Below are 22,433 nucleotides of genomic sequence, written 5' to 3'. Positions count from 1 at the left end.
GTTGATCAGCCGGTACACCCAGCGAAATCTACGACTCCTGAAAATACCTCTGAGCCAACCGCGTTCGGTGCGCAGCCGGAGACCCGAACAGGGAACGATTGAGCGTCGCACGTTTGAGGTAGACGTGTATCCCGCTCTCCCACGTGTAGCCCATGCCGCCGTGGAGTTGCATTGCCTTCCCGGCAATATCAACTGCCGCAGAACACGCGTACGACTTCGCCATCGCGGCCGCGACGGAAGCGTCCGACGTGTCCTGGGTTAAAGCACGCACCGCCGCCGCGACCAGAGACCTGGCAATCGTCACCTGAACGAGCATGTCCGCACACGCATGTTTGACGGCCTGAAACGAACCGATCCGACGTCCGAACTGCTCACGCACTCCGACATAGTCGACGGTCGCCTCCAACATGGCCTCGCTCAGCCCGAGGCTGTCACACGCCACTGCAACCGCAGCCCGATCACACAGTCGGGTAAGAGCATTCGACGCATCATCGCGCACACGCCACACCGATTCCGGGCCGACGACCACGCACGAGGCTGTCACGGACCCGAAGTTGCGCGTGGCATCGAGAACTTCCTGCTCCGTCACAGTCAGTCCGGCAGCCCGCGGGTCGATGTTGACAACAACGAGGTTCCCGTCAGCCTCACGTGCAGGCACAAGGTAACTGTCCGCTGCGCTCGCATCGAGCACAAAGCTCGCGTGCCCGCTCAGTTGGTAACCATCTGCATTCTGGTCGATACGGAAGGTGCTCTCCCCCAACGTTTCACCACCGAGAACAACAATCGGAGCCGCGTATCCGGCGGCGGTATCGCACAACAGCCGATCTCGTTCCGGCCGCGATTCCAGCAGATTGAGCGCGCCGACGCCAAGTGCCGCAACAGTCACGTATCGGGTGCGTGAAGCCGTACGACCGATTTCCTGCAGGACTAGCGCGACCTCCCCGAACGTTGCGTCGGCGCCGTCGAATTCCGCCTGCACCTCGAGACCAACTGCACCGGAGCGAGCAATCAGTCCCCAGTCCACCTCCCCGTTCACCGCCTCACTACCGGACTTTGCCAGAATCTCACGCACCATTGCACGCAGCTCTGCGTGTACTTCGGCAAGTTCTGCAAGCGACGACGACATCAGTGGCCTCTCGGTTCGCGAGGGAGGCCGAGGCCGCGCTCGCCGATAATGGTGCGTTGGATTTCGCTGGTTCCACCGGGGATCGTCCATTCCCACGAGCCGATGAAGTCCAGAACCCACGCACCGGATTCCCACCCACTCGACAAAGGTTTGCGCAGCACGGTGTGCGCGGAAAGGCCCGCGATGTCGGCGCCGAAATCCGTCATCCGTTGCAGGAGTTCGCTGTAGTGCAACTTCACAATGGATGCATCCGCCGGACCAGGCCGGGGATTACCGGCAAAGTCTGCGCACAGCGCGCGCAATCCCGTCAGTTCGATCTCGAGTGACGCCAGTTCATCTGCCACCAGAGCATCGCCGCGGTGACGCGAACACAACTCCACCAGCCACCGAAACCCGCTCGAGCCCAGGCGCTCTGCAAGCTCGAGCATAGTCATCCCACGTTCGGCGCCAAGCGTTTCCTGCGCAACCTGCCATCCCTCGTTGGGCCGTCCGACCAGTTGCGACGCCGGGATGACAACGTCGTCGAGAAATATCTCGCAGAAGTGCGACTCGCCGGTGGCCTGCCGGATCGGCCGGACCTCGATTCCTGGAGTTTTCATATCCATCAGAAAGTACGAAATGCCCTGCCGCTTCGGTGCGTTCGGGTCGGTTCGAGCCAGGAGAAGGCACCAGTCCGCGTACATCGCGCCACTCGCCCACAGCTTTTGTCCCTTGACGACGTAGGCATCCCCGTCCCGTCGCGCTGTCGTCTTCAGTGCCGCCATGTCCGATCCTGCTCCCGGTTCGGAGAAACCCTGACACCAGATTTCGCCGTCGAGGATCGCCGGTAGATGACGACGCCGCTGTTCGTCCGTCCCCGCCGCAAGCAGCGTCGACGCTGCATGATGGATCGAGACGAACGGCAGCACGAGGCGCGGCGCGTCATGGGCCGCAAGCTCTTGATACAGGACGATTTGCCGCGGGGTGGACATCCCTCCGCCCCACTCCTGCGGCCAGTGCGGCACCGCCAGACCAGCAGTGCGGAGTTCCTGCATCCATGCCTTCTGGAACCGAACGAACTCCTCGTCCGACGCTCCGGTCTGCTCGGCTCGCCAGTCTGTCGGCACATGGGTGCGGCACCAGTCCCGCACGTTCTCGCGAAATTCGTCGAGCGTGCCACCAGGAGCGAGCACCGTCATCGGGTCACGGCCGTCGATCGCATGGCGCCAAGACGCTGCCGATGCTCGGGAGAGCTCATGGTGGCAACCTCCGCAGCAAAACCGGCTTGCATGGGACCACCGAGTGCCTGGGATAGGTACATGTTGACGATGCGTTTAGTCCCCTGCAATGCCTCGCGCGGCTGCGCCGCCAATCGCACGGCAAGGCGTCTCGCCTCCCCAACCAAGTCCTCGGGCGCGCAGGTTCGACTGGCAAGCCCCAACTCGACTGCCGTAGCAGCGGGGATTCGATCACCCGTGTACAAGAACTCTCGCGATCTCATGATCGGGGTGAGTAGCGGCCAGAAGGCAGCCCCGCCGTCGCCTGCAACCAGGCCGACGGCAACGTGCGGATCGGCAAGATAAGCGGTGTCCGACATCAGTACGACGTCACACAGGACAGCCACACTGCACCCGAGGCCTACCGCCGGACCGTTGACCGCGGCGATCACGGGAAGCGGAAATCTCAGCATCTCGTCGATGACTTCTGCACCCTCACGGATGCTTTCGTCCCGGGCAACCGGATCGTCGAGGAACGAAGAGATCCAGTCCAGATCGCCACCAGCACTGAAGGCTTTGCCGGCCCCGGTCAGAATCACCACAGCCGCCTCACGATCCGCGGCCAACTGTCGCCACACGTTCGCCAGAGCCCAGTGCAGAGGTTTGTTCACGGCATTGCGTTCGGCCGGTCGATTTATCGTGACAAGTCGAATCGGGCCGTCACACTCGACCGTCAGCTCTTCAGGAAGGTCGTAGGTCACAGTGTTGCCACTTCCCTTGCACCACCGATAGACGCTGCACCACCGATAGCTGCTGTGTCACTGATAGATGCTGTGTCACTGAATAGTCCGGTAAGGCCGCGACGGCCGATCCGCTGCGTCAATGCGCTACCCGTCGCCGACAAGCCGAGCGGTAGCCGCCGCAGTGGAAGGCTGTACCGCGAGAGCCACGACAGCGTGGTCTCGTCGCAGAAGCCACTCGCCCCGTGCAATTGATGTGCAACGCGGAACACGATCTCGGCAGCTTCGATTGCGGCCAACCGCAGCGCAAGTGCGTCGTCGAGCGCCTCACTGCTATCGGTCTGGACGCTCCACAGTGCGTACTTCGCGAGCACCTCGAGGCCACTGCGCTGCACCTGTGCATCGGTGAGTTGGAACTGCACACTCTGCAGCTTCGCGAGCGGTTGCCCGAACTGCTCGCGCAGCAACACATGTGCGCGGGTCAGGTCCATCGCCCGATCGAGCATCCCGAGTAGCGTCCAACAGGGCAACAGCAACGCCAGCGCCACATCCTTCGCTCCGTTGTCGTCGACGAAGTTCGTGTCGAACTGCGCGACGAATGCTGTTGTGCGCGGTGAGTCCTGAGACGGGCGGACGACAACGGAGCTACGACGGCCGCCCAATGTCACTGCGGCCCAGCGTAGATCGATGCCGGATACCGGGCCGGCAGGGGCGCGATCGGCAACAACGATCAACCCGTCGACGGCAAGGTCAACCGGCCTCGCCAGCCGCTCAGCCACTGGATACGGCACAGCCCAGTAGCCAGCACTGTGACACAGTGCGGCCGCCGCTTCGAGTTCGTCCCTGTCACCGCGAGGATCGAGATCCCACGCGCCGAGGTCGGCCAACACCGGTGCCACAACACTTCCCCGACGCGCCGGATCCCGCTCGCCCCGCTGAATCAGTTGATCACCACCCGCAGACTCGAAGGCACGTAGGGCCGTTCGACCGTATTCGATTGCCTCGTTACTTAATTCAAGCTTCATGCGGCCGCCAGAAGTGACCGAGCAAGGAGAATTCGTTGCATCTCGATGCTTCCCGACGCCACTGTCGCGGCCTGCGAATAGCGCCAATGTTCCTCGACATCGCGGCAGAATCGTTGCGCGTCTGCGTTATCCACCACCACGCCCCCTGCACTGTCCGACGAGTGTACAAAGGCCGCGAGTTCCGTCAGCACTTCGGCACTGTCCTGATCGAGTGTGGTCACAGCGATGCGGTATGCGGCGGCGTCGCCCGGGCGAACTGTTCCCTGGCTCTGCAACGCGACGACTTGATAGGCGAGCAGTCGAGCGCGCCGACAATGAGTCAGCATTCGCGCCCACCGGTTTCGCAATCCTTCCGGGACACTGTCCCAGCTGTCCCCGAGAACCGTTGCGGCGTCGTGCAACAGCCGTTCACAGCGCGCGTAGCGAGCGATGCCGACGCGCTCGAAGGCAAGCACTTCCTGAACCAGGCTCCAGCCTTCGTCCACCTGACCCAGCACGTTCTCTTCGGTAACCCGCACATCGTTGAAGAACACCTCGTTGAGGTGGTGCGGTCCGAGCATGGCGCGGATCGGCCTGACCTCGATATCCGGGTCGGACATCGGGACGAGAAATACCGTCAGGCCTTGCTGCCGGCGCTCACCGGTCGACGTCCGGGCAAGTAGGAAGCACCACTGCGCCATCGTGGCGTACGACGTCCAGATCTTCTGGCCGGAAATTAGCCAACCATCGCCGTCACGGCGTGCGGCAGTACGCAGCGAGGACAGATCGGAACCGGCTTCGGGCTCACTGAATCCTTGGCACCAGATGACGTCGCCTCGGGCAATCGGTGGGAGGTGCAGGCTCTGCTGCGTGCGCGTTCCGTGTCGCATGATGGTGGGCCCCACCCAGTTGACGCCCATGTATTGCGCGCCGCGCGGTTCGTGAAGCGCCCACATCTCCTCGCGAACCACCGTTTGCTCCCACACCGTGGCGCCGCGACCGCCGAACTCCTCGGGCCATGCCATGCACAGCAGTCCGCGGTCGGCAAGAATGCGGCAGAACCGCTGGGCCACATCAAGATCAGCCGGGTCATCTGTGAAGGCCCCGCGGAAATCCTCGGGAACGTGCTCCTTCACCAGCTGGCGCAGCTCACCTCGGAACGCCGTCGCGGCCTCACTCATCATGAAGTCCATGGAATTACATTAGTTCAATCCTAATAAGGATAGCAATACTTGGAGGTGCGAGATTCTCCGTCTAGGATTCACCCCATGAGCAAAAAGGTGCCCGTGTGAATACCGGCGGGCGCGGCCGCGTCCCGCAGCGCCGCATTGCAGAAACAGTTGCCGACGAACTTCGCGACCACATCCTCGCCGACGACAACTACCGACTCGCCACCCAGGAACAGCTGGTCAAAGACTTCGGTGTCAGCTACCCGTCCATCCGGGAAGCACTGCGCATACTCGAGACCGAGGGATTGGTGACGGTACGGCGCGGCAATGTCGGCGGCGCCGACGTGCATCGCCCCGACGAAGTTTCGGCCGCCTACCACCTTGGTCTCTCCCTTCAAGCCGCGCGAGTCACGTTGCGCGACCTCGCATCCGGCCTCCAGATGCTGGAACCCCTCTGCGCATCCGAATGTGCGAAGCGGGCGGACCGCAACCGCGTCGTAGTACCGGCACTGACCGCGTCCATCGACGCATCTGCGCGAAAGATCGGCGACGGCGTCGCCTTCACTCACGCGGCGCGCGAGTTTCACGATCTTGTCGTGTCCTTCACCCCGAATGCCACCATTCGCTATGCGGTGAGTAGCTATGTTGCCCTGTGGTCCGCGCAGGAAGAAGCCTGGGCGGAGGCACTCACCGTTCGTGGGGAGTATCCGTCAGAGGGCGAAGCGGAGGAAGCGGTTCGCACGCATCGCCGCATAGTCGAAGAAATCGCAGCCGGACGATCAGCCGAAGCGGAGCGCCTGGCGCGCGTTCACCTCGCGGCTACCCAGTCACTTGTTCTCGAGCGCTTCGGTGAGACCGTCGTCAATGCCTCGGTTGCCATGTCACGGCAAGCAATCCACTCCAACAGGCGATCGCGACTCACCTAGACAACTTGACCCAAGTTCGCTCGACGCAACGCGAGCGAACTCCCGCGACTCCAATGAACCGCTACCAGCAGGCAGCGATCCGAGCAGCGGAACACCGGTCACCGACACAAGATCGTCGCGGTTGCACTGCTCAGCCAGCCCTGGTTCGTCCGGCCACGACCCGATCACCAGACCGGAGCACCGAACATCCCTGTGTGCCAACGCTTCCACACTGAGCGCGCAGTGGTTGAGCGTTCCCAACCCGGCAGCGGCAACGAGGACGGCAGGCGCCCCCAGTTCCGCTGCGACATCGCGCACCGTGAAGTTGCCTGCACCCAGGCGAACCAGGACTCCGCCGGCACCTTCGATCAGCGTCAGGTCGTGAGCGGCATCCAACTCTCGCGCGCAGGCCAGTACCGCGCCCATCGTGAGCATCGGAAGGCCGCTGCGCCGAGCGGCGGTGTCGGGCGCCAACGGATCGGGATACCGCGCCAATTCGGCCAGCGTGACGCCGCCGCCGGTCAGACGATCGATCTCGGCCAGATCCCCGGGTTCACCGAGTCCGACGCCGGTCTGCGCCGGCTTGAGGACAGCAACCGAGCGCCCAGACTGCAGCGCCAACGACGCCAATGCCGCCGTCACCACGGTCTTTCCGACGTCCGTCGACGTCCCCGTCACCACGAGAATGCTCATACCGCGGCCTCCGCCAGGACATTTCCGAGAATCTGACCGATCTGGTCCATCTCGGCTCGCGACAGGGAAGCGCGAGCGGTGAGTCGCAGACGCGACGTTCCTTCGGGAACCGACGGCGGCCGGAAACAACCGACGTGCAACCCCTGCCGACGACACTCGGCGGCCGCGTCGTACGCCCGTTGCGGATCACCGAGAACAACTGACACGACGGCAGATTCAGGCGTTCCGACGCCGGTGATCGCGGCCAGCTCCGACGCACGATCCAATACGTCCTTCGCGCGCGACGGCTCCCGACGAAGAACCGTCAGCGCTGCCCGTGCCGCACCCACTGCTGCGGGCGCCAGCCCCGTGTCGAAGATGAACGTTCGTGCCGAATCGATCAAATGTGCGCGAACCTTACTGTGCCCCAAGACAACCCCACCCTGACTTGCGAGGGACTTGGACAACGTTGCAGTCACCACTACGTCCGGTTCACCGGCAAGACCGACTTCGTGCACCAGACCGCGCCCACCGCTCCCCCGGACACCGATACCGTGGGCCTCGTCGACCAGCAACAACGCGCCGTTTTCGCGGCAGATGCCGTGCAACGCGCGAAGCGGGGCCAGATCGCCGTCGGCGCTGAACACCGAATCGGTGACCACCAGGGCGCGCTCCTCGGTTCGTGACTCGAGCTGCGCCGCGACGAAGTCGATGTCGGAATGCGGAGCAACCACCACCCTCGCCCGCGAGAGACGACACGCGTCGACCAACGACGCATGCGAACCGGCGTCGGAAATGATCAACGACCCCGGCCCTGACAATGCCGTGACCGCACCGAGATTGGCGGTGTAGCCCGACGAGAAGACCAAGGCGGAATCGGACCCGACAAACTCTGCGAGCTCGAGTTCGAGTAATTCGTGTTCGGTCGTGGTTCCCGTCACGAGTCGCGAACCCGTGGCCCCGGCACCCCACTTCTCCAGTGCGGCCATGGCGCCGGCAATCACCTCGGGATGGCGCACCAATCCGAGGTAGTCATTGGACGCGAGGTCGATCAGCGGCGAGTCGGCAGTTCGCGGGCGCACATCACGGCGCAATCCGGCGGCGCGGCGTTCCGTTTCGACGGCAGTGAGCCAGTTCAACGAGGTAGTCACATTTCCGACCATACTTGAACGCCGTTCAAGCATGTCGCTATGGTGCAGGTGTGCACACACTCGGACAGGAATCAGCCACCGTCTCCGCGATCGACGCCGCGCACCTCTGGCATCCGTACGGAGCGTTTCCGGCAACAACCGAACCACTGGTCGTCGACAGCGCACATGGCGCCACCTTGACGTTGTCGGACGGCACCCAACTCGTCGACGGCATGAGTTCGTGGTGGGCTGCGATCCACGGCTACCGCAATCCGGTTCTCGACGCCGCCGCGGTATCCCAACTCGGCAAGATGAGTCACGTCATGTTCGGCGGACTCACCCATGAACCCGCGGCCACACTCGCAAAACTCCTCGTGGATATCACCCCGGCGGGGCTCGAGAAGGTCTTTCTCTCGGACTCCGGTTCCGTCGCCGTCGAAGTTGCCGTCAAGATGTGTCTGCAGTACTGGCGCAGTCTCGGAAAACCGTCGAAGAATCGCCTGATGACGTGGCGCGGTGGATACCACGGCGATACGTTCACCCCGATGAGCGTCTGTGACCCCGACGGCGGCATGCACTCCCTCTGGACCGACGTTCTCCGCGCTCAGGTTTTTGCGGACGCACCGCCAACCGAGTATCACCCCGAGTACGTCCGGCATCTCGACGGATTGCTCGCGGCGCATCACCACGAACTGGCTGCGGTCATCGTCGAACCTGTTGTTCAGGGCGCAGGCGGCATGCGATTCCACGACCCCGCCTACTTGGTCGACCTTCGAGCGCTCTGCGACAAGTACAACGTCCTTCTGGTCTTCGACGAAATCGCGACAGGTTTCGGCCGAACCGGTGAACTGTTTGCCGCCGATCACGTCGGCGTCAGCCCAGACGTCATGTGCGTCGGCAAAGCTCTGACCGGTGGATATTTGAGCCTGGCAGCCACTTTGTGCACCACCGACATGGCCGAGGCCATCACCGCAGGCGAGGGCGGCGGCCTGATGCACGGGCCGACGTTCATGGGCAATCCACTGGCCTGCGCAATCGCAGTCGCGTCCACCGAACTCCTGCTGGCGATGGACTGGCGACGCGACGTGACGAGACTGACCGAGGGACTCTATCGAGGACTCGCGGACGCACAGTCGATCCGAGGCGTGAAGGACATCAGAGTTCTCGGCGGTATCGGAGTTCTCGAACTCGACCGTCCGGTCGACATGCGCAGCGCCACCGATGCCGCGGTCAAATCAGGTGTGTGGCTGCGCCCGTTCCGCAACCTCGTGTACACGATGCCGCCGTATCTCTGCTCCGCCCACGAGGTGGAACAGATCACAGCCGCAATGCTCGAAGTCGCCCGCAGCCAGGCCTGACAGGGTTGGAGGGAAAGCGGTCCGACAAGAGGGTGTCCGACGTGGGCGATAGGGTTCGTTCATGGAGCAGTCGCCGACAGACAAACCTGCCAGCACACCGATCGCCGTGTGGCCGGGCAGCGCATATCCTCTGGGCGCGACGTACGACGGCGCAGGGACCAACTTCTCCCTGTTCTCCGAAGTTGCCGACGCCGTCGAACTCTGCCTGATCGCCAAGGACGGAACCGAAACCCGAATCCGGATGGACGAAGTGGACGGATACGTCTGGCACGCCTATCTGCCCTCGGTATCCCCCGGTCAGCGCTACGGCTACCGGGTGCACGGTCCGTACGATCCATCTGCCGGACTGCGCTGTGACCCCAGCAAATTGTTGCTCGACCCGTACGGCAAGGCCTTTGCCGGCGACTTCGACGGCGATCGTTCGCTGTTCTCCTACGACATCGATGCGGCCGACATGGCTGAAGCGAACGACGACAACACGATTCCTGACACCGGCGAACTCGAGGAAACTGCTGCCGAAGAACCTACCGGCGAAGAAACAGGCATCGACGAAACAGTTGCCGAAGCAACCCAGGCCGAAGAAACACCCGAAGACGACACCGTCGATACCGGCGACACCGTAATCGAAGACGACAAGTTGGTCGACGAACCCTCGACTATCTCTTTCCCGCAGCATGATTCGCTCGGTCACACGATGTCTACCGTCGTGATCAATCCGTTCTTCGACTGGGCGTCGGACCGCTCACCCGGGCGCCCGTACCACGAAACCGTGATCTACGAGGCGCACGTCAAGGGCATGACGGCCGCGCACCCCGGAATTCCGGAGGAGCTGCGCGGAACCTATGCCGGACTGGCACATCCGGTGATCATCGACCACCTGACCAACCTCGGAGTTACCGCCATCGAACTGATGCCGGTGCACCAATTCATGCACGATCAGGTTCTCCTCGACCAGGGACTGCGAAACTACTGGGGATACAACACCTTCGGATTCCTTGCGCCGCACACCGACTACTCGTCGGCCGCCAAACCCGATGCTGCAGTGGCAGAGTTCAAGGCGATGGTGCGCAGTTTCCATCAGGCCGGCATCGAGGTAATCCTCGATGTCGTGTACAACCACACTGCCGAGGGAAACCACATGGGGCCGACCATCAGCTTCCGCGGAATCGACAACGCCGCCTACTACCGCCTGGTCGACGGCGACGAAGCGCACTACATGGACTACACCGGAACGGGCAACAGCCTCAATGCCCGTCATCCGCACACGTTGCAACTCATCATGGACTCGCTGCGTTACTGGGTCACCGAAATGCACGTCGACGGATTCCGTTTCGACCTCGCGTCCACACTGGCCCGCGAACTGCACGACGTCGACCGACTGTCCGCGTTCTTCGATCTGGTGCAACAAGATCCGGTTGTCAGTCAGGTCAAGCTGATTGCCGAGCCGTGGGACATCGGAGAAGGCGGCTACCAGGTCGGCAACTTCCCCGGACTGTGGACCGAATGGAACGGCAAATACCGCGACACGGTTCGTGACTACTGGCGCGGCGAACCGGCAACACTCGGCGAATTCGCGTCTAGGCTCACCGGATCGTCCGATCTGTACGAGGCCACCGGTCGGCGTCCCGGCGCCAGCATCAATTTTGTCATCGCTCACGACGGTTTCACTCTCCACGACCTCGTCTCGTACAACGAGAAGCACAACGAAGCCAACGGCGAGAACAACAATGACGGCGAATCACACAATCGGTCCTGGAACTGCGGCGTCGAAGGCCCCACCGACGATCCCGAGATCCTCGAACTCCGCGCGCGCCAAAGTCGCAACATTCTTGCCACGCTGATGCTGAGCCAGGGCACCCCGATGCTCGCACACGGCGACGAGATGGGCCGAACTCAGTTGGGTAACAACAACGTCTACTGCCAGGACTCCGAACTGTCCTGGATGGACTGGTCACTGGCGGAGACTAACGCCGACCTCGTCGAGTTCACCAAACGCGCTATCGCGTTGCGCGCCAAGAACCCCGTGTTCCGGCGTCGACGGTTCTTCGAGGGTCGGCCCATCCGCAGTGGTGATCAGAGCCGTGACATCGCGTGGCTCACTCCCGCCGGCGAGGAAATGACACCGGCGGATTGGGACAGCGGTTTCGGTAAATCGTTAGCCGTGTTCCTCAACGGCGAAGCTATCCCCGAGCCGAACTACCGCGGCGAGCGCGTAGTGGGCGATTCATTCCTGTTGTGTTTCAACGCCCATTACGAAGACATGGAATTCTCCACTCCCAATGCCGACTATGCGGCGGAGTGGACGGTGGTACTCGACACCTCGATGCCCACCGGCGAAAGCGATGTGGTGATCGAAGCCGGAACGGTTTTGGGCGTCCGCGCTCGTGCATTGATGGTCCTTCGCAGAACGGCCTGAGGAGACAACGATGACGCCGATCACCAGCACGTACCGCCTGCAACTGCGACCAGACGCGTTCACGCTCCACGACGCGGCCGGTATCGTCGGTTACCTTGACACTCTGGGAGTTTCACATCTCTACCTCTCCCCCGTCCTGACGGCGACGTCCGGATCGACCCACGGGTACGACGTCACCGACCCCACCACCGTCGCTGAGGGTCTCGGTGGCCGAGAGGCACTGGTGAAGCTGTCGGGCGTGTGCCGAGAACGCGGCATGGGACTGATCGTCGATTTGGTGCCCAATCACGTCGGAGTGGCCAAACCCCACGAAAATGCTTGGTGGTGGGATGTTCTCACGTACGGGCGGGCATCTACGTACGCAGACTTCTTCGACATCGACTGGGACAAGGACAACGGGGCGGACGGAAAGCTAGCTCTCCCGGTGTTGGGAAAGCCCGCTGATCTCGACTCCCTCACCGTCGATCACGCCACCGCGACACCGCTTCTCGCATTCTACGAACATCGGTTCCCCATCGCCCCGGGAACAGGCACGGGATCGGCTCAGGAAATCCACGCCCGTCAGTCGTACCAGCTTGTTCCGTGGGACGCCGGAATCATCACTTACCGGAGATTTTTTGCCGTCAACGAACTCGCGGCATTGCGCCAAGAAGATCCGCGGGTTTTCGAACTCTGCCACCGTGAACTGAAATCGTGGGTCGACGAGGGCCTGATCGACGGGGTTCGGATCGATCATCCCGACGGACTTGCCGATCCGGTGGAATACCTCGAACGCCTTCGATCGTTGCTGGGACCGGATCAGTGGATCGTGATCGAGAAGATTCTCGGGCACAGCGAACCACTCGATCCATTACTTCCCGTCGACGGCACCACCGGGTACGACGCTCTGAACCAACTGGGCGGAGTATTTGTCGATCCCAGCGGCGAGCACGAGCTTTCCGAACTGTCCGGCGCCTTGACCGGCAACGACGGCGACAGCACCTGGCTACATCACACAGAACGTCAGTTCAAACGTGAGACGGCGCGCGGTGAACTCGCCCCTGAAATCCGTCGCCTGGTGCGGGCTATTCGCAGCGAAACCGGAACCCGATGCAGCGACAAGGCGCTCAATGACGCAGTTGTGGTTGTCATCGCACGAATGCCGGTGTACCGCTCCGACTACAGCCCCCTCGCCGGGCTGACGGCTCGGATTGTCGGCGGAATCCACGAACTTGCTCCTGGCCACGAGGAAGCCTTCAACGCCCTGGCGCAGGCATTGTCCGGCGGTGGCGAGGCGGCGGTCCGCTTCCAGCAGGTGTGCGGCGCAGTGATGGCAAAATCCGTCGAGGACCGGTTGTTCTATCGGACTGCGCGATTGATCTCGCGGCAAGAAGTCGGGGGCAATCCAGCCGCGTTCTCCGTTTCAGTTGCCGAGTTCCACCTCGCCAATTCCGATCGGGCTCGACTGTGGCCCGCAGCGATGACCTCTCTGTCCACCCACGACACCAAACGCGGCGAAGACGTTCGCGCCCGGATCAACGTCCTGTCGCAGATGCCGGAAGTGTGGTCGAGGCTGGTGCAAGACTGGGAAGAGGTGGAACCCAGCCCCGAACCGATGACCGGATTGTTCCTCTGGCAGAACATTGTCGGCGTGTGGCCGGTGGGTGAGGCTGCCCCCGACTTCCGCTCACGTCTGCACGCGTACGCCGAGAAGGCAAGTCGCGAGGCCGCGCTCGCGACCTCGTGGAATTCTCCGGATTCGTCATTCGAGACGGCAGTCCACACCTGGATCGACAACGTCATCGACGGCCCGGTCGCCGCATCGATCACACAACTTGTCTCCCGCATCGCCCGACATGCGTGGTCTGACTCGTTGGGACAGAAACTACTTCAGATCTGCGGACCGGGAATCCCGGACATCTACCAGGGCACCGAACTCTGGGAAGATTCGCTGGTGGACCCGGACAACCGTCGATTGATCGACTTCGGCATCCGGCGCACCCTAGTTGACAGCACCGAAACCTCCGTCGACGCGACCGGCGCAGCAAAACTCCATGTAGTTCGCACCGCGCTGACATTGCGACGCGAGTACCCCTCCTGGTTTGTCGGCGGCACCTATCTCCCGGTTCTGGCATCCGGTGAGAGCTCAGGGCACGTCGTCGGATTCTCGCGCGGTCCTCGAGGTGGGAAGGCCGCCGTCGTTGCACTAGCTACCCGGCATTCGATGGTCCTCGCAGATCACGGCTGGGGTGACACGGTGATCGGGCTACCGGAGGGCCGCTGGACCGACAATGCAACCGGCAACGTCATCGAGTCGTCTCGTGCCGGCGATATTTTCCGCGGCGGTCCTACTGCTCTACTGATTCGCGAGACCGAATCACCGTGAACCGGGCCTGCCCGTGTATTCCGGTGAGCGGGTTACGTGTCCTGCAACACACTTTCCCACGCTAACTTTCTTGGTACCAGCACTACAGGACCATCGAGAGGGTTGCACACTATGTCCACAGGTCGCTACACCGGCAAGGTCGCATTCATCACGGGAGCCGCTCGCGGTCAGGGCCGCGCCGAAGCAGTTCGGCTCGCCGAGGAAGGCGCCGACATCATCGCCGTCGACGCGTGCGTCCAATTCGATTCCACCTCATATACCGGAGCAACCGAAGACGACTTGGCCGAGACCGTCGAACTGGTCAAGGCACTCGACCGCCGAATCGTCGCCACCAAGACCGATGTCCGCGACTTCGACGCGCTCTCGGCCGCACTCGACTCCGGTATCGCCGAACTCGGCCGCCTCGACGTCGTAGTTGCCAATGCCGGAATCTGTTCCGCGAACATGTCCTGGGAGATCACGCCCGAGCAGTGGAAGGAAACGCTCGACGTCAACCTCACCGGCGTCTTCTACACCGCGAAAGCCGCAATCCCGCACCTGATCAAGCAGGGCACCGGCGGCTCGATCATCTTCACCAGTTCCGTGGCCGGCCTGCGCGGGCTTCCGTTTCTCGGCCACTACGTCGCCAGCAAACACGGCATCACCGGTCTCGCGAAGACCATGGCGTCGGAGTTGGGGCAGTACAACATTCGGGTCAACACCATCCACCCACATGGTGTGGCCACCGGGATGCAGATGACGGATATGCAGCCCCTCATCGCGAAACACGCTCACACACTCGGACCGATCTTCATGCAGACCCTGCCCGATCCGGTCAGCCAGCCCGAAGACATCGCCGCAGCGGTCGCATTCCTGGGATCGGACGAGGCGCACCACATCACCGGAATTGCCATGCCGCTCGACCTGGGAACCTTGCTTCGCTGATCGAGTCACACCGAACAAAATCAGTGGAGGTGCAGCGGGTCTCGGGAATATCGTTCCACCGAGGCCCGTTGCGCCAAACATGACCAAAACAGTGGTAGCGCAGAAATACGGAAACCCCGACGTTCTGAAGCTGATCGACGTGGAGGTTCCGCCGCCGGCGCGCGCAGAAGTACGCGTCGACGTCAAAGCAATCGGCGTCAATCCCTTCGACTGCAAGCTCTACAGCGGTGCGTGGGGAACCGATCCGAGCAAACTGCCGATACACCTCGGTGGTGAGGCTGCCGGAGTTGTGTCAGCGATCGGCCCCGATGTCACGACAGTTGCCGTCGGCGACGAAGTGATCGTCAGCCCGGGAAGTGGCCTGTACTCCGAACAGGTTGTGGTTCCCTCGTCATCGGTCACGCCAAAACCTTCTTCGATCAGTTGGGAGCAGGCAGCCGGTCTTCTCCTGGTTGGCGGGACCGCTGTCGACGCACTCGATACGATCCGCGTCAGCGAGGGTGACACGGTATTGATCCACGGAGCATCCGGTGGTGTCGGATCACTTGCCGTGCAGCTGGCCGTCGCTCGCGGTGCAACGGTGATCGGAACCGCCGGCGCATCCAATCAGGAGTACGTCCGATCATTGGGCGCGACACCGGTGCTCTACGGCGACGGACTCGAAGCCCGAGTCCGGGAACTGGGTTCAGTGGACGCCGCATTCGACACCGCGGGCACCGACGAAGCTGTCGACGTTTCCCTGGCGCTGGTTGCCGATAAGCGCCGCATCGTCACGATCGTGGCGTTCGGGCGAGCAGAGTCCGACGGATTCAATGCCGTCGGTGGCGGCAATCCGCAGAGTGCCGAAGCTCGCTTGAAGGCCCGGGGCGAACTCGTCGAACTCGCCGGAGCCGGACGCTTGACCGTGAAAATCGCCAAGACTTTTCCCTTGGCCGACGCCGCCCAGGCTCATACCGAGCTCCAGAGTTCCCACCCTGCCGGGAAGTTCATCCTGATTCCCTGACGTGTGGCCTATTTCGCCTCGGAACCCGGAGCAAGTGGCACCAAAAGTGTCGTGCCGAACGCGACGAGCACCGATTCGCCATCGCGTTCGGCATGAACCTCGGCGGTGACGAATACCTGCTTGCGCCCGGTCTTGACCGAGCGTGCCGTGGCGACAAATGCGGTCCCGACCCCTGGACTCACGAAATTGACCGCGCAGTTCGACGCCGCCACTACGCCCACTTGCGTGAAAGCAGCAAATCCGCACGCAGTGTCGATAAGCCCCGCAACCAGTGCAGCGTGCAGATGTCCAGCGTACTGCCCAAGATCCTCACGCCACTCGAGTCGCAGACTCACGCGACCCGGTTCAGCCTCGGCGACTTCGAATCCGGCCCACCGGTTGAATGTTGCCGACGCGTTGACCGCCCGCAACTGCTCGAGAATCTCAGAACTTTCCATGTAGACCAGTCTACATAGATTGTGATGGCTCGCCGGGGTGTTTAAGCTCCAACTCGTGGCGACTCCCCCGAAACACCGCGAAGCGCTTGTTCGAGCAGCGGCCGATCTGTTTCGCCGCCAGGGGTACGCGGCGACCGGGCTCAACGAGATCCTCAAGTCGAGCGGAGCCCCGAAAGGTTCGCTCTACCACTACTTTCCCGGCGGCAAAGAGCAGATCGGCACGGAGGTCGTCCGTGTCGGCGGGCAGTTGGTGGCCAACACCCTCACCGAACTCGCCGACAACAACCCGGACGCCGGGTCGCTGCTGCGCGAGTACGCCCGGTTACTCGTCGGATGGGTGAGCGATTCGAACTTCCACGAAGGCTCGCCGATCACGACGGTGCTGTTGGAACTTGCCCCCGATTCGGAGAGCGTCACCGCCGCCGGGCAGGCCGTCTACCGACAGTGGTCATCGATACTGAGTGACTCGTTGATTGCCTCGGGTGTCGCACACACTCGAGCGGAACGGCTTGCGGTACTGGCTGTATCGGCGCTCGAGGGTTCACTGGTACGGGCTCGTGTCGAACAATCAGGGCAGCCGATTCTCGACTCCCTCGGCGAGGTGGCAGACCTGTTCGATGGCGCGATCGCCGCGGCGAAGGTGCCCTGAGCGAGACACCGGAAACGAGAGCGCTATCGGTAGCTCATATCCGGCCGGCGTCGCCGTCACGCTGCTGCTTCGCGATTCGTCGCTGCTCCTCGGCGCGGGCACGGCACTGTCGGAGGAATTCCTCGTCCGCGGCCGGATCGGTGGCAACTGCCCGGCCGGGACGCTCGTATTCGCCGTACCCGGTCGATCCGACGTACCCCGCCGGTGCGTTATGTCCGCGCCCGACGATCAGCCACAGCACCGACCCGAGCGTCGGCAGGAAGATGATCACCAGAATCCAGACCACCTTGGGTAGGTACTGAATGTACGCGTCGTCGCGAGTGATGGCGTCCACGATGCAGAAAATCCACAACAGCATCGTGATGAGTCCGAACAAGGCGTAAGGCACGCTGGATTTCCTCCCAGATTCGAAAAACTCCCGCCATGCTAGCTAGAACAGACCGATTAGTACATTAGATTCGTCCGAATCGCGAATTCGAGCCACTCGCGGTAATCGTTGACATTCCAGCCTCCGATCGACCGCAGTTGCTGGTGCACGTGCGGCGAGACCAGGGCAGCGAGAACGCCCGACGCCTTGTCCACCGAAATGTCATTGCGCAACAGTCCGTGTTCGGAGAGACCTTCCGCGATCGACGTGGCATTGGCAAAGGACTGTTCCGAAGATTCCGCGGCCAGTCGACGCATATCGGCGTCGGCGCCCGACGACTGGACCGCCGTCATCATGAGTGGACCGGCCCGTTCGAGCAGACCGACGCTCTGTTCCACGATCTGCGCAACCAACCTCCGAACGTCGTCGGGATCAGAGTGGTCACGGCGCACGGGCGCACTGTCGTCGCCCGACTCCGCTTCGAGCGCATGACTGAATGCCGCCTCGAAGATCTCGAGCTTGCCCCCGGGAAATGCGGTGAAGACAGTGCGAGGGGCGACACCCGCGGCGTCGGCGATATCCTTGGCCGTCGCGCTGACGTAGCCCTTGTCGACAAAGAGCGCAGCACCGGCATCCCGGATCAATTCACGCGTGCGCCGGGCCGCGTCGCCGCGAACCTTCGATTGATAGTGCCGCTTCTCGATCACAGAAGAACTCTAGCCGCCCTTTCCACCAACTGCATTGAATGCAGTGCGGATGCAGATAAAATAATTGCAGGTCATGATCTATTTTTTCGGATGATCGATCCAACCATCACTGCCCGGGAACACCAGAACTTCATGTCCGTCGTCATAGCGCACTAGATACGGCGGAGCGCCGTTCTCGCCGTGCACCTCGATCACCTCGGCCGACGTCTCGGGCTGACCCACCACTCGACCCTGCACATGTAGACGATCACCTACCTGGGCATGCATGTGAATTCCTCCCTCGAGACGAGTACTCGGAATTCGGGTTCCCCACCGCGTCGTCGAATAACCCCGATGCGGCGCGGTGACAAAATCCACACCGGATTACGTGGCGTCAGCGAGGTAAACAGTGGTTCACTCTATGGTGAACGCACATTCACCTCGTCAAGGAAGGCCCCCACCTTGGCTCTGCACTCGGCACCTGCCGCCCGCCGTTCCAGCGGACTCATCACCGGAATCCTCTGCCTCTCCGGAACTGTGGTCGCCCTACAGCAGACGATGGTCATTCCGCTCCTCCCCGATTTCCCGAAAATTCTCGGCATCAGTTCCGACGACGCTTCGTGGCTAGTCACGATCACACTGTTGACAAGTGCGATCGCGACACCCATCGTCTCGCGCCTGGCCGACATGTTCGGAAAACGACGGATGATGCTGATTTCGATGGCGATGATCGTCCTCGGGTCGCTGATCGCGGCTGCCGGCGGCACGTTTGTGACACTGCTCATCGGACGCGGATTGCAGGGATTTGCCATCTCGATGATTCCTGTCGGCATCAGCATCATGCGAGACGAGCTACCCAAGGACAAGGTCGCATCGGCCACGGCACTGATGAGCGCCACCCTCGGAATCGGCAGCGCGCTAGGCCTGCCGCTATCGGGATTGATCTTCGAACAGTTCGGATGGGAAGCGATATTCTGGCTTTCCGCTGCTGTCGGCGTGATGCTGATAGTCGCAGTGGCGCTTGTCATTCCCGAATCCAGCGTGCGCACCCGCGGAAAATTCGATTTCCTGGGCGCGGTCATGCTGTCCGTTGCCCTGGCAGCACTCCTCCTTGCCATCTCCAAGGGAGCGCGGTGGGGATGGACCAGCGAGCCGACAATCCTGATGTTCGTGCTCGGCTTCACCGTTCTGGCGCTGTGGTTCCCTTACGAGCTTCGCGTGACACAACCCATGGTCGACCTGCGGACCTCGGCCAAACGCCCGGTCTTGCTGACCAACCTCGCGTCAGTCATGGTCGGTTTCTCCATGTACGCCAACAATCTGTCGACGACGCAGCAACTGCAGATGCCGAAAATCTCCGGCTACGGCTTCGAACTCGGTGTAATGGCAGCCGGAATCTGCATGATCCCAGCGGGTCTCGCCATGGTCTTCTTCGCACCGGTGTCCGCGAAAATCACCAAACGATTCGGAGCCAAGACAACGCTGATGGTCGGCGCAGTGGTGCTCGCCGGAGCGTATGTGGCCCGCGTCTTCCTCACCGGTTCTATTCCGCTGATCGTGATCAGTGCCGCCGTCGTCAGCATCGGCACGGCCATCGCCTACTCCGCGATGCCCATGCTGATCATGCGGTCGGTGCCCATCACGGAAACCGCGTCGGCGAACGGACTCAACTCGCTCCTGCGTTCCGTGGGCACCTCGATGTCGAGCGCAGTAGTTGCCGCGATGCTCACAGCATTGGTGATCCCGTCCGGTCCCGGCGCCGGACTGCCGTCGCTCGACGCATTCAAGAACATCTTCTGGCTCGCTGCCCTTGCTGCCGTCGCCGCCCTGGCCGCAGCCGCCTTCATTCCGCGTTACGGCGCCAAGCCCGAATCTGCCGTACGTCCCGTCACGCCCGAGGGCTTCGAAATCCCCTCCACCGACAACGACATCGTCGTGGCAGGGCGTGTGATTCGTGCCGACAAGCGCCCGGTCAAGCAAGCCGTCGTCACCGTCATGGACATGGCCGGGTCGCCCGTGGACTGGAGTCGCGCCGACAACGAGGGAGTCTTCTCACTGGCATTGCCCGAACCCGGGCGCTATCTCGTGGTGACCAGTGCTGACGGATGGTCACCGACGTCGCAGGTCATACGCTTCGATAATGCGGAATCAACACATACCGTGATGTTGGGCGAACGACTGACCATCTCCGGACAGGTCACCATTGCCGGCCTACTGACCTCCGGAACCGTGATCACGCTGACCAAACCGACCGGCGAATTTGTGGCCTCCACGCTCACCGACCACGCCGGACGGTACGGAATCGCGCTCCCCTCGTCTGGCCGGTACATCCTCACGGCACTCGCCGACGACGGAGCAGGCTCGCAAGCCAGACAGATTGCCGTGATCGCGCAATCGACGTCCGTCGACTTCGACGTGCCGTTGGAACAGGTCCCGGTACCGAGTCGCGTCTGAGTGCGCGGCACAGTCAAATCCGAGTGCGCGGCACAGTCACATCCGAGTGCGCGGCACAACCGGGCAAAACCAGGCATGCTGATGCCGTGCACACATTCGAGGTCTGGGCGCCCACTCCGGAATCAGTACAGGTCGACGTCGACGGCGTAGTTCACGCGATGACACGGGATTCCGATGGTTGGTGGCGCGCCGCTGTCGATTGCACCGAGAATGCTCGCTACGGCTTTGTCGTCGAAGGGGCAACCCTTCCCGATCCGCGATCCCCGCGCCAACCCGACGGGGTTCACCAACGCTCACAACTGCATACCCTCGACCACGCTGCGTGGTCCGATAGCGCCTGGACAGGGCGTCAACTCGCAGGCTCGTCGGTCTACGAACTTCACATCGGAACCTTCACTCCCGAGGGGACATTCGACGCCGCGATCGAGCGCCTCGATCACCTGGTGAATCTGGGAATCGGGTTCCTGGAGATCATGCCGGTGAACGGCTTCAACGGAACTCACAACTGGGGTTACGACGGCGTGCTCTGGTACACCGTCCACGAGGCGTACGGCGGCCCGGATGGGTTGCAGCGCTTGGTGAATGCAGCACATCAGCGCGGACTGGGCGTTCTCCTGGACGTGGTCTACAACCACCTCGGCCCGTCGGGCAACTATCTCGAACGCTTTGGCCCGTACCTCACCGACGGAGCCAACACATGGGGGCGCACCATCAATATCGGTGGTCCGCAGTCCGGTGAAGTACGCGAGTACATCATCGAGAACGCACTGCGCTGGATGCGTGAATTCCATATCGACGGCCTCCGCCTCGACGCCGTCCACGCGCTGGTCGATCACACCGGCACCCACATCCTCGAGGAACTTGCCGTCCGTACCGAAACGCTGTCCACCCATCTCGGCCGGCCGCTGACACTGATCGCCGAAAGCGACCTCAACGACGCCACCCTGATCACCGCGCGGGCGGCGGGAGGTTTCGGCCTCAGCGCACAGTGGGACGACGACATTCACCATGCAATCCACACGGCAGTCTCCGGTGAGCGTCAGGGCTATTACGCGGATTTCGGTTCACTGGAAACACTCGCGAACACGTTGCGCCTCGGTTTCTTTCACGCGGGCACGTACTCGTCATTCCGCGGACGGGTCCACGGCCGCCCCATCGACATCACGCATCAGCCGGCAAGTGCGCTGCTGGCCTACACGTGCACGCACGATCAAATCGGAAACCGTGCACTCGGAGACCGTCCGAGCGCCTACCTGACGCCAGGACAGCTGGCCGTCAAGGCCGCGCTCGTGTTGCTCTCCCCTTACACGCCGATGCTGTTCATGGGCGAAGAATGGGGTGCATCAACGCCTTTCCAGTTCTTCACCTCGCATCCGGAGCCCGAACTGGGCGAGGCCACCGCCAAGGGACGCAAAGCGGAGTTCGCGGCCCACGGTTGGAACACCGACGATATCCCGGATCCGCAAGACCCCCAGACCTTCCTGCGATCGAAACTGAACTGGGACGAACTTACCGAGCTGCCACACACTCGAATCCTGGCGTGCTACCGCGATCTGATTGCGTTGCGCAAGAGCCGAAGTGACCTCACCGACCCGTGGCTCGGGCACCTTCATGTCGACTACGACGAGGACAAGCGGTGGATAACGCTGCGCCGCGGCACCTTACAGATTGCCTGCAATCTTGGACCGGACGCGGCCCACGTCCCGGCCGGTGGAACCCCCATTCTCTGGTGGGATCGACCGACACAGGACGAGACCGCGTCCGCAACAGTGGTACCTGGATATTCGTTTGTCGTGCTGGAGAACTAACGCTTCGCGTTCTGCTGTTTCATG

The 22,433-nt window shown here is 62.4% G+C and carries 20 protein-coding genes; 9 read left to right on the top strand and 11 right to left on the bottom strand.

The annotated features are described in order from the left end of the window. Positions 1-28: 28 nt before the first annotated feature. From RG2_RS07460 to RG2_RS07440, 5 genes are read right to left on the bottom strand one after another with little or no spacing between them, the layout of a single operon-like run. Positions 29-1,126 carry an acyl-CoA dehydrogenase family protein gene (locus RG2_RS07460; RefSeq protein WP_033230963.1) on the bottom strand — a complete coding sequence of 366 codons (1,098 nt, stop codon included), beginning with the start codon at positions 1,124-1,126 and terminating at the stop codon, positions 29-31. Then, the gene (locus tag RG2_RS07455; RefSeq protein WP_033230964.1) at positions 1,126-2,304 is read right to left on the bottom strand and encodes an acyl-CoA dehydrogenase family protein; all 1,179 of its coding nucleotides are present in this window, start codon (positions 2,302-2,304) and stop codon (positions 1,126-1,128) included. Before RG2_RS07455 ends, RG2_RS07460 begins: the two co-directional genes overlap by 1 nt. Beyond that, positions 2,301-3,083: an enoyl-CoA hydratase/isomerase family protein gene (locus tag RG2_RS07450; protein WP_033230965.1), complete on the bottom strand. Its 783-nt coding sequence runs from the start codon at positions 3,081-3,083 to the stop codon at positions 2,301-2,303. Before RG2_RS07450 ends, RG2_RS07455 begins: the two co-directional genes overlap by 4 nt. Continuing rightward, entirely contained in the window at positions 3,080-4,087 is a 1,008-nt protein-coding gene (locus RG2_RS07445) for an acyl-CoA dehydrogenase family protein (RefSeq protein ID WP_051730191.1), read from the bottom strand. The genes RG2_RS07450 and RG2_RS07445 overlap by 4 nt, the downstream gene beginning before the upstream one ends. Then, positions 4,084-5,259, bottom strand: a complete 1,176-nt coding sequence (locus tag RG2_RS07440) for an acyl-CoA dehydrogenase family protein (protein ID WP_033230966.1) — start codon at positions 5,257-5,259, stop codon at positions 4,084-4,086. Before RG2_RS07440 ends, RG2_RS07445 begins: the two co-directional genes overlap by 4 nt. A 95-nt stretch (positions 5,260-5,354) precedes the next feature. Between RG2_RS07440 and RG2_RS07435 the strand changes: the two genes are divergently transcribed. Continuing rightward, positions 5,355-6,161, top strand: coding sequence for a FadR/GntR family transcriptional regulator (locus tag RG2_RS07435; protein WP_033230967.1), 807 nt, complete (start codon positions 5,355-5,357; stop codon positions 6,159-6,161). On the opposite strand, the gene bioD is transcribed toward RG2_RS07435, so the two are convergent. Beyond that, positions 6,117-6,833 carry a dethiobiotin synthase gene (gene bioD / locus RG2_RS07430; RefSeq protein WP_033230968.1) on the bottom strand — a complete coding sequence of 239 codons (717 nt, stop codon included), beginning with the start codon at positions 6,831-6,833 and terminating at the stop codon, positions 6,117-6,119. The genes RG2_RS07435 and bioD overlap by 45 nt on opposite strands. Beyond that, the gene (locus tag RG2_RS07425) at positions 6,830-7,975 is read right to left on the bottom strand and encodes an 8-amino-7-oxononanoate synthase (protein ID WP_033230969.1); all 1,146 of its coding nucleotides are present in this window, start codon (positions 7,973-7,975) and stop codon (positions 6,830-6,832) included. The genes bioD and RG2_RS07425 overlap by 4 nt, the downstream gene beginning before the upstream one ends. Positions 7,976-8,013: 38 nt before the next feature. Here RG2_RS07425 and RG2_RS07420 point away from each other — a divergent pair, with 38 nt between their 5' ends. The 5 genes from RG2_RS07420 to RG2_RS07400 all read left to right on the top strand — a co-directional run bounded on the left by RG2_RS07420 (position 8,014) and on the right by RG2_RS07400 (position 16,008). Continuing rightward, positions 8,014-9,300: an adenosylmethionine--8-amino-7-oxononanoate transaminase gene (locus RG2_RS07420; protein WP_033230970.1), complete on the top strand. Its 1,287-nt coding sequence runs from the start codon at positions 8,014-8,016 to the stop codon at positions 9,298-9,300. Between the two features lie 61 nt (positions 9,301-9,361). Then, positions 9,362-11,716, top strand: a complete 2,355-nt coding sequence (gene glgX / locus RG2_RS07415) for a glycogen debranching protein GlgX (protein ID WP_033230971.1) — start codon at positions 9,362-9,364, stop codon at positions 11,714-11,716. 10 nt (positions 11,717-11,726) lie between these two features. Next, the gene (gene treY, locus RG2_RS07410) at positions 11,727-14,081 is read left to right on the top strand and encodes a malto-oligosyltrehalose synthase (protein WP_033230972.1); all 2,355 of its coding nucleotides are present in this window, start codon (positions 11,727-11,729) and stop codon (positions 14,079-14,081) included. Positions 14,082-14,192: 111 nt separating this feature from the next. Further along, complete coding sequence (locus tag RG2_RS07405; protein ID WP_033230973.1) at positions 14,193-15,005, top strand: mycofactocin-coupled SDR family oxidoreductase; 813 nt, start codon at positions 14,193-14,195, stop codon at positions 15,003-15,005. 79 nt (positions 15,006-15,084) lie between these two features. After that, positions 15,085-16,008, top strand: coding sequence for an NADP-dependent oxidoreductase (locus tag RG2_RS07400; protein ID WP_033230974.1), 924 nt, complete (start codon positions 15,085-15,087; stop codon positions 16,006-16,008). Positions 16,009-16,016: 8 nt separating this feature from the next. On the opposite strand, the gene RG2_RS07395 is transcribed toward RG2_RS07400, so the two are convergent. Beyond that, the gene (locus tag RG2_RS07395; RefSeq protein ID WP_230589952.1) at positions 16,017-16,445 is read right to left on the bottom strand and encodes a PaaI family thioesterase; all 429 of its coding nucleotides are present in this window, start codon (positions 16,443-16,445) and stop codon (positions 16,017-16,019) included. Positions 16,446-16,500: 55 nt separating this feature from the next. Between RG2_RS07395 and RG2_RS07390 the strand changes: the two genes are divergently transcribed. Continuing rightward, the gene (locus RG2_RS07390) at positions 16,501-17,094 is read left to right on the top strand and encodes a TetR/AcrR family transcriptional regulator (RefSeq protein WP_033231433.1); all 594 of its coding nucleotides are present in this window, start codon (positions 16,501-16,503) and stop codon (positions 17,092-17,094) included. Between the two features lie 34 nt (positions 17,095-17,128). Here RG2_RS07390 and RG2_RS07385 read toward each other — a convergent pair whose 3' ends face one another. From RG2_RS07385 to RG2_RS07375, 3 genes are all read right to left on the bottom strand, one after another. Then, positions 17,129-17,482 carry a PLD nuclease N-terminal domain-containing protein gene (locus tag RG2_RS07385; protein WP_033230975.1) on the bottom strand — a complete coding sequence of 118 codons (354 nt, stop codon included), beginning with the start codon at positions 17,480-17,482 and terminating at the stop codon, positions 17,129-17,131. Between the two features lie 56 nt (positions 17,483-17,538). Further along, positions 17,539-18,168: a TetR/AcrR family transcriptional regulator gene (locus tag RG2_RS07380; RefSeq protein ID WP_033230976.1), complete on the bottom strand. Its 630-nt coding sequence runs from the start codon at positions 18,166-18,168 to the stop codon at positions 17,539-17,541. Positions 18,169-18,246: 78 nt separating this feature from the next. After that, positions 18,247-18,435, bottom strand: coding sequence for a DUF1918 domain-containing protein (locus tag RG2_RS07375; protein WP_033230977.1), 189 nt, complete (start codon positions 18,433-18,435; stop codon positions 18,247-18,249). 174 nt (positions 18,436-18,609) lie between these two features. Here RG2_RS07375 and RG2_RS07370 point away from each other — a divergent pair, with 174 nt between their 5' ends. Together RG2_RS07370 and treZ are read left to right on the top strand one after the other, a co-directional pair. After that, positions 18,610-20,601 (top strand): MFS transporter, encoded by a 1,992-nt coding sequence (locus RG2_RS07370; RefSeq protein WP_033231434.1) that lies wholly within the window; start codon positions 18,610-18,612, stop codon positions 20,599-20,601. An 86-nt stretch (positions 20,602-20,687) separates the two neighbouring features. Beyond that, the gene (gene treZ, locus RG2_RS07365; RefSeq protein WP_033231435.1) at positions 20,688-22,409 is read left to right on the top strand and encodes a malto-oligosyltrehalose trehalohydrolase; all 1,722 of its coding nucleotides are present in this window, start codon (positions 20,688-20,690) and stop codon (positions 22,407-22,409) included. Positions 22,410-22,433 lie beyond the last annotated feature (24 nt).

This window comes from Rhodococcus globerulus NBRC 14531 (genome assembly GCF_001894805.1).
GTDB lineage: Bacteria > Actinomycetota > Actinomycetes > Mycobacteriales > Mycobacteriaceae > Rhodococcus_F > Rhodococcus_F globerula.
The sequence above is the reverse complement of the archived record's forward strand: the minus strand, read 5'-3'. Positions and strand labels throughout refer to the sequence as shown.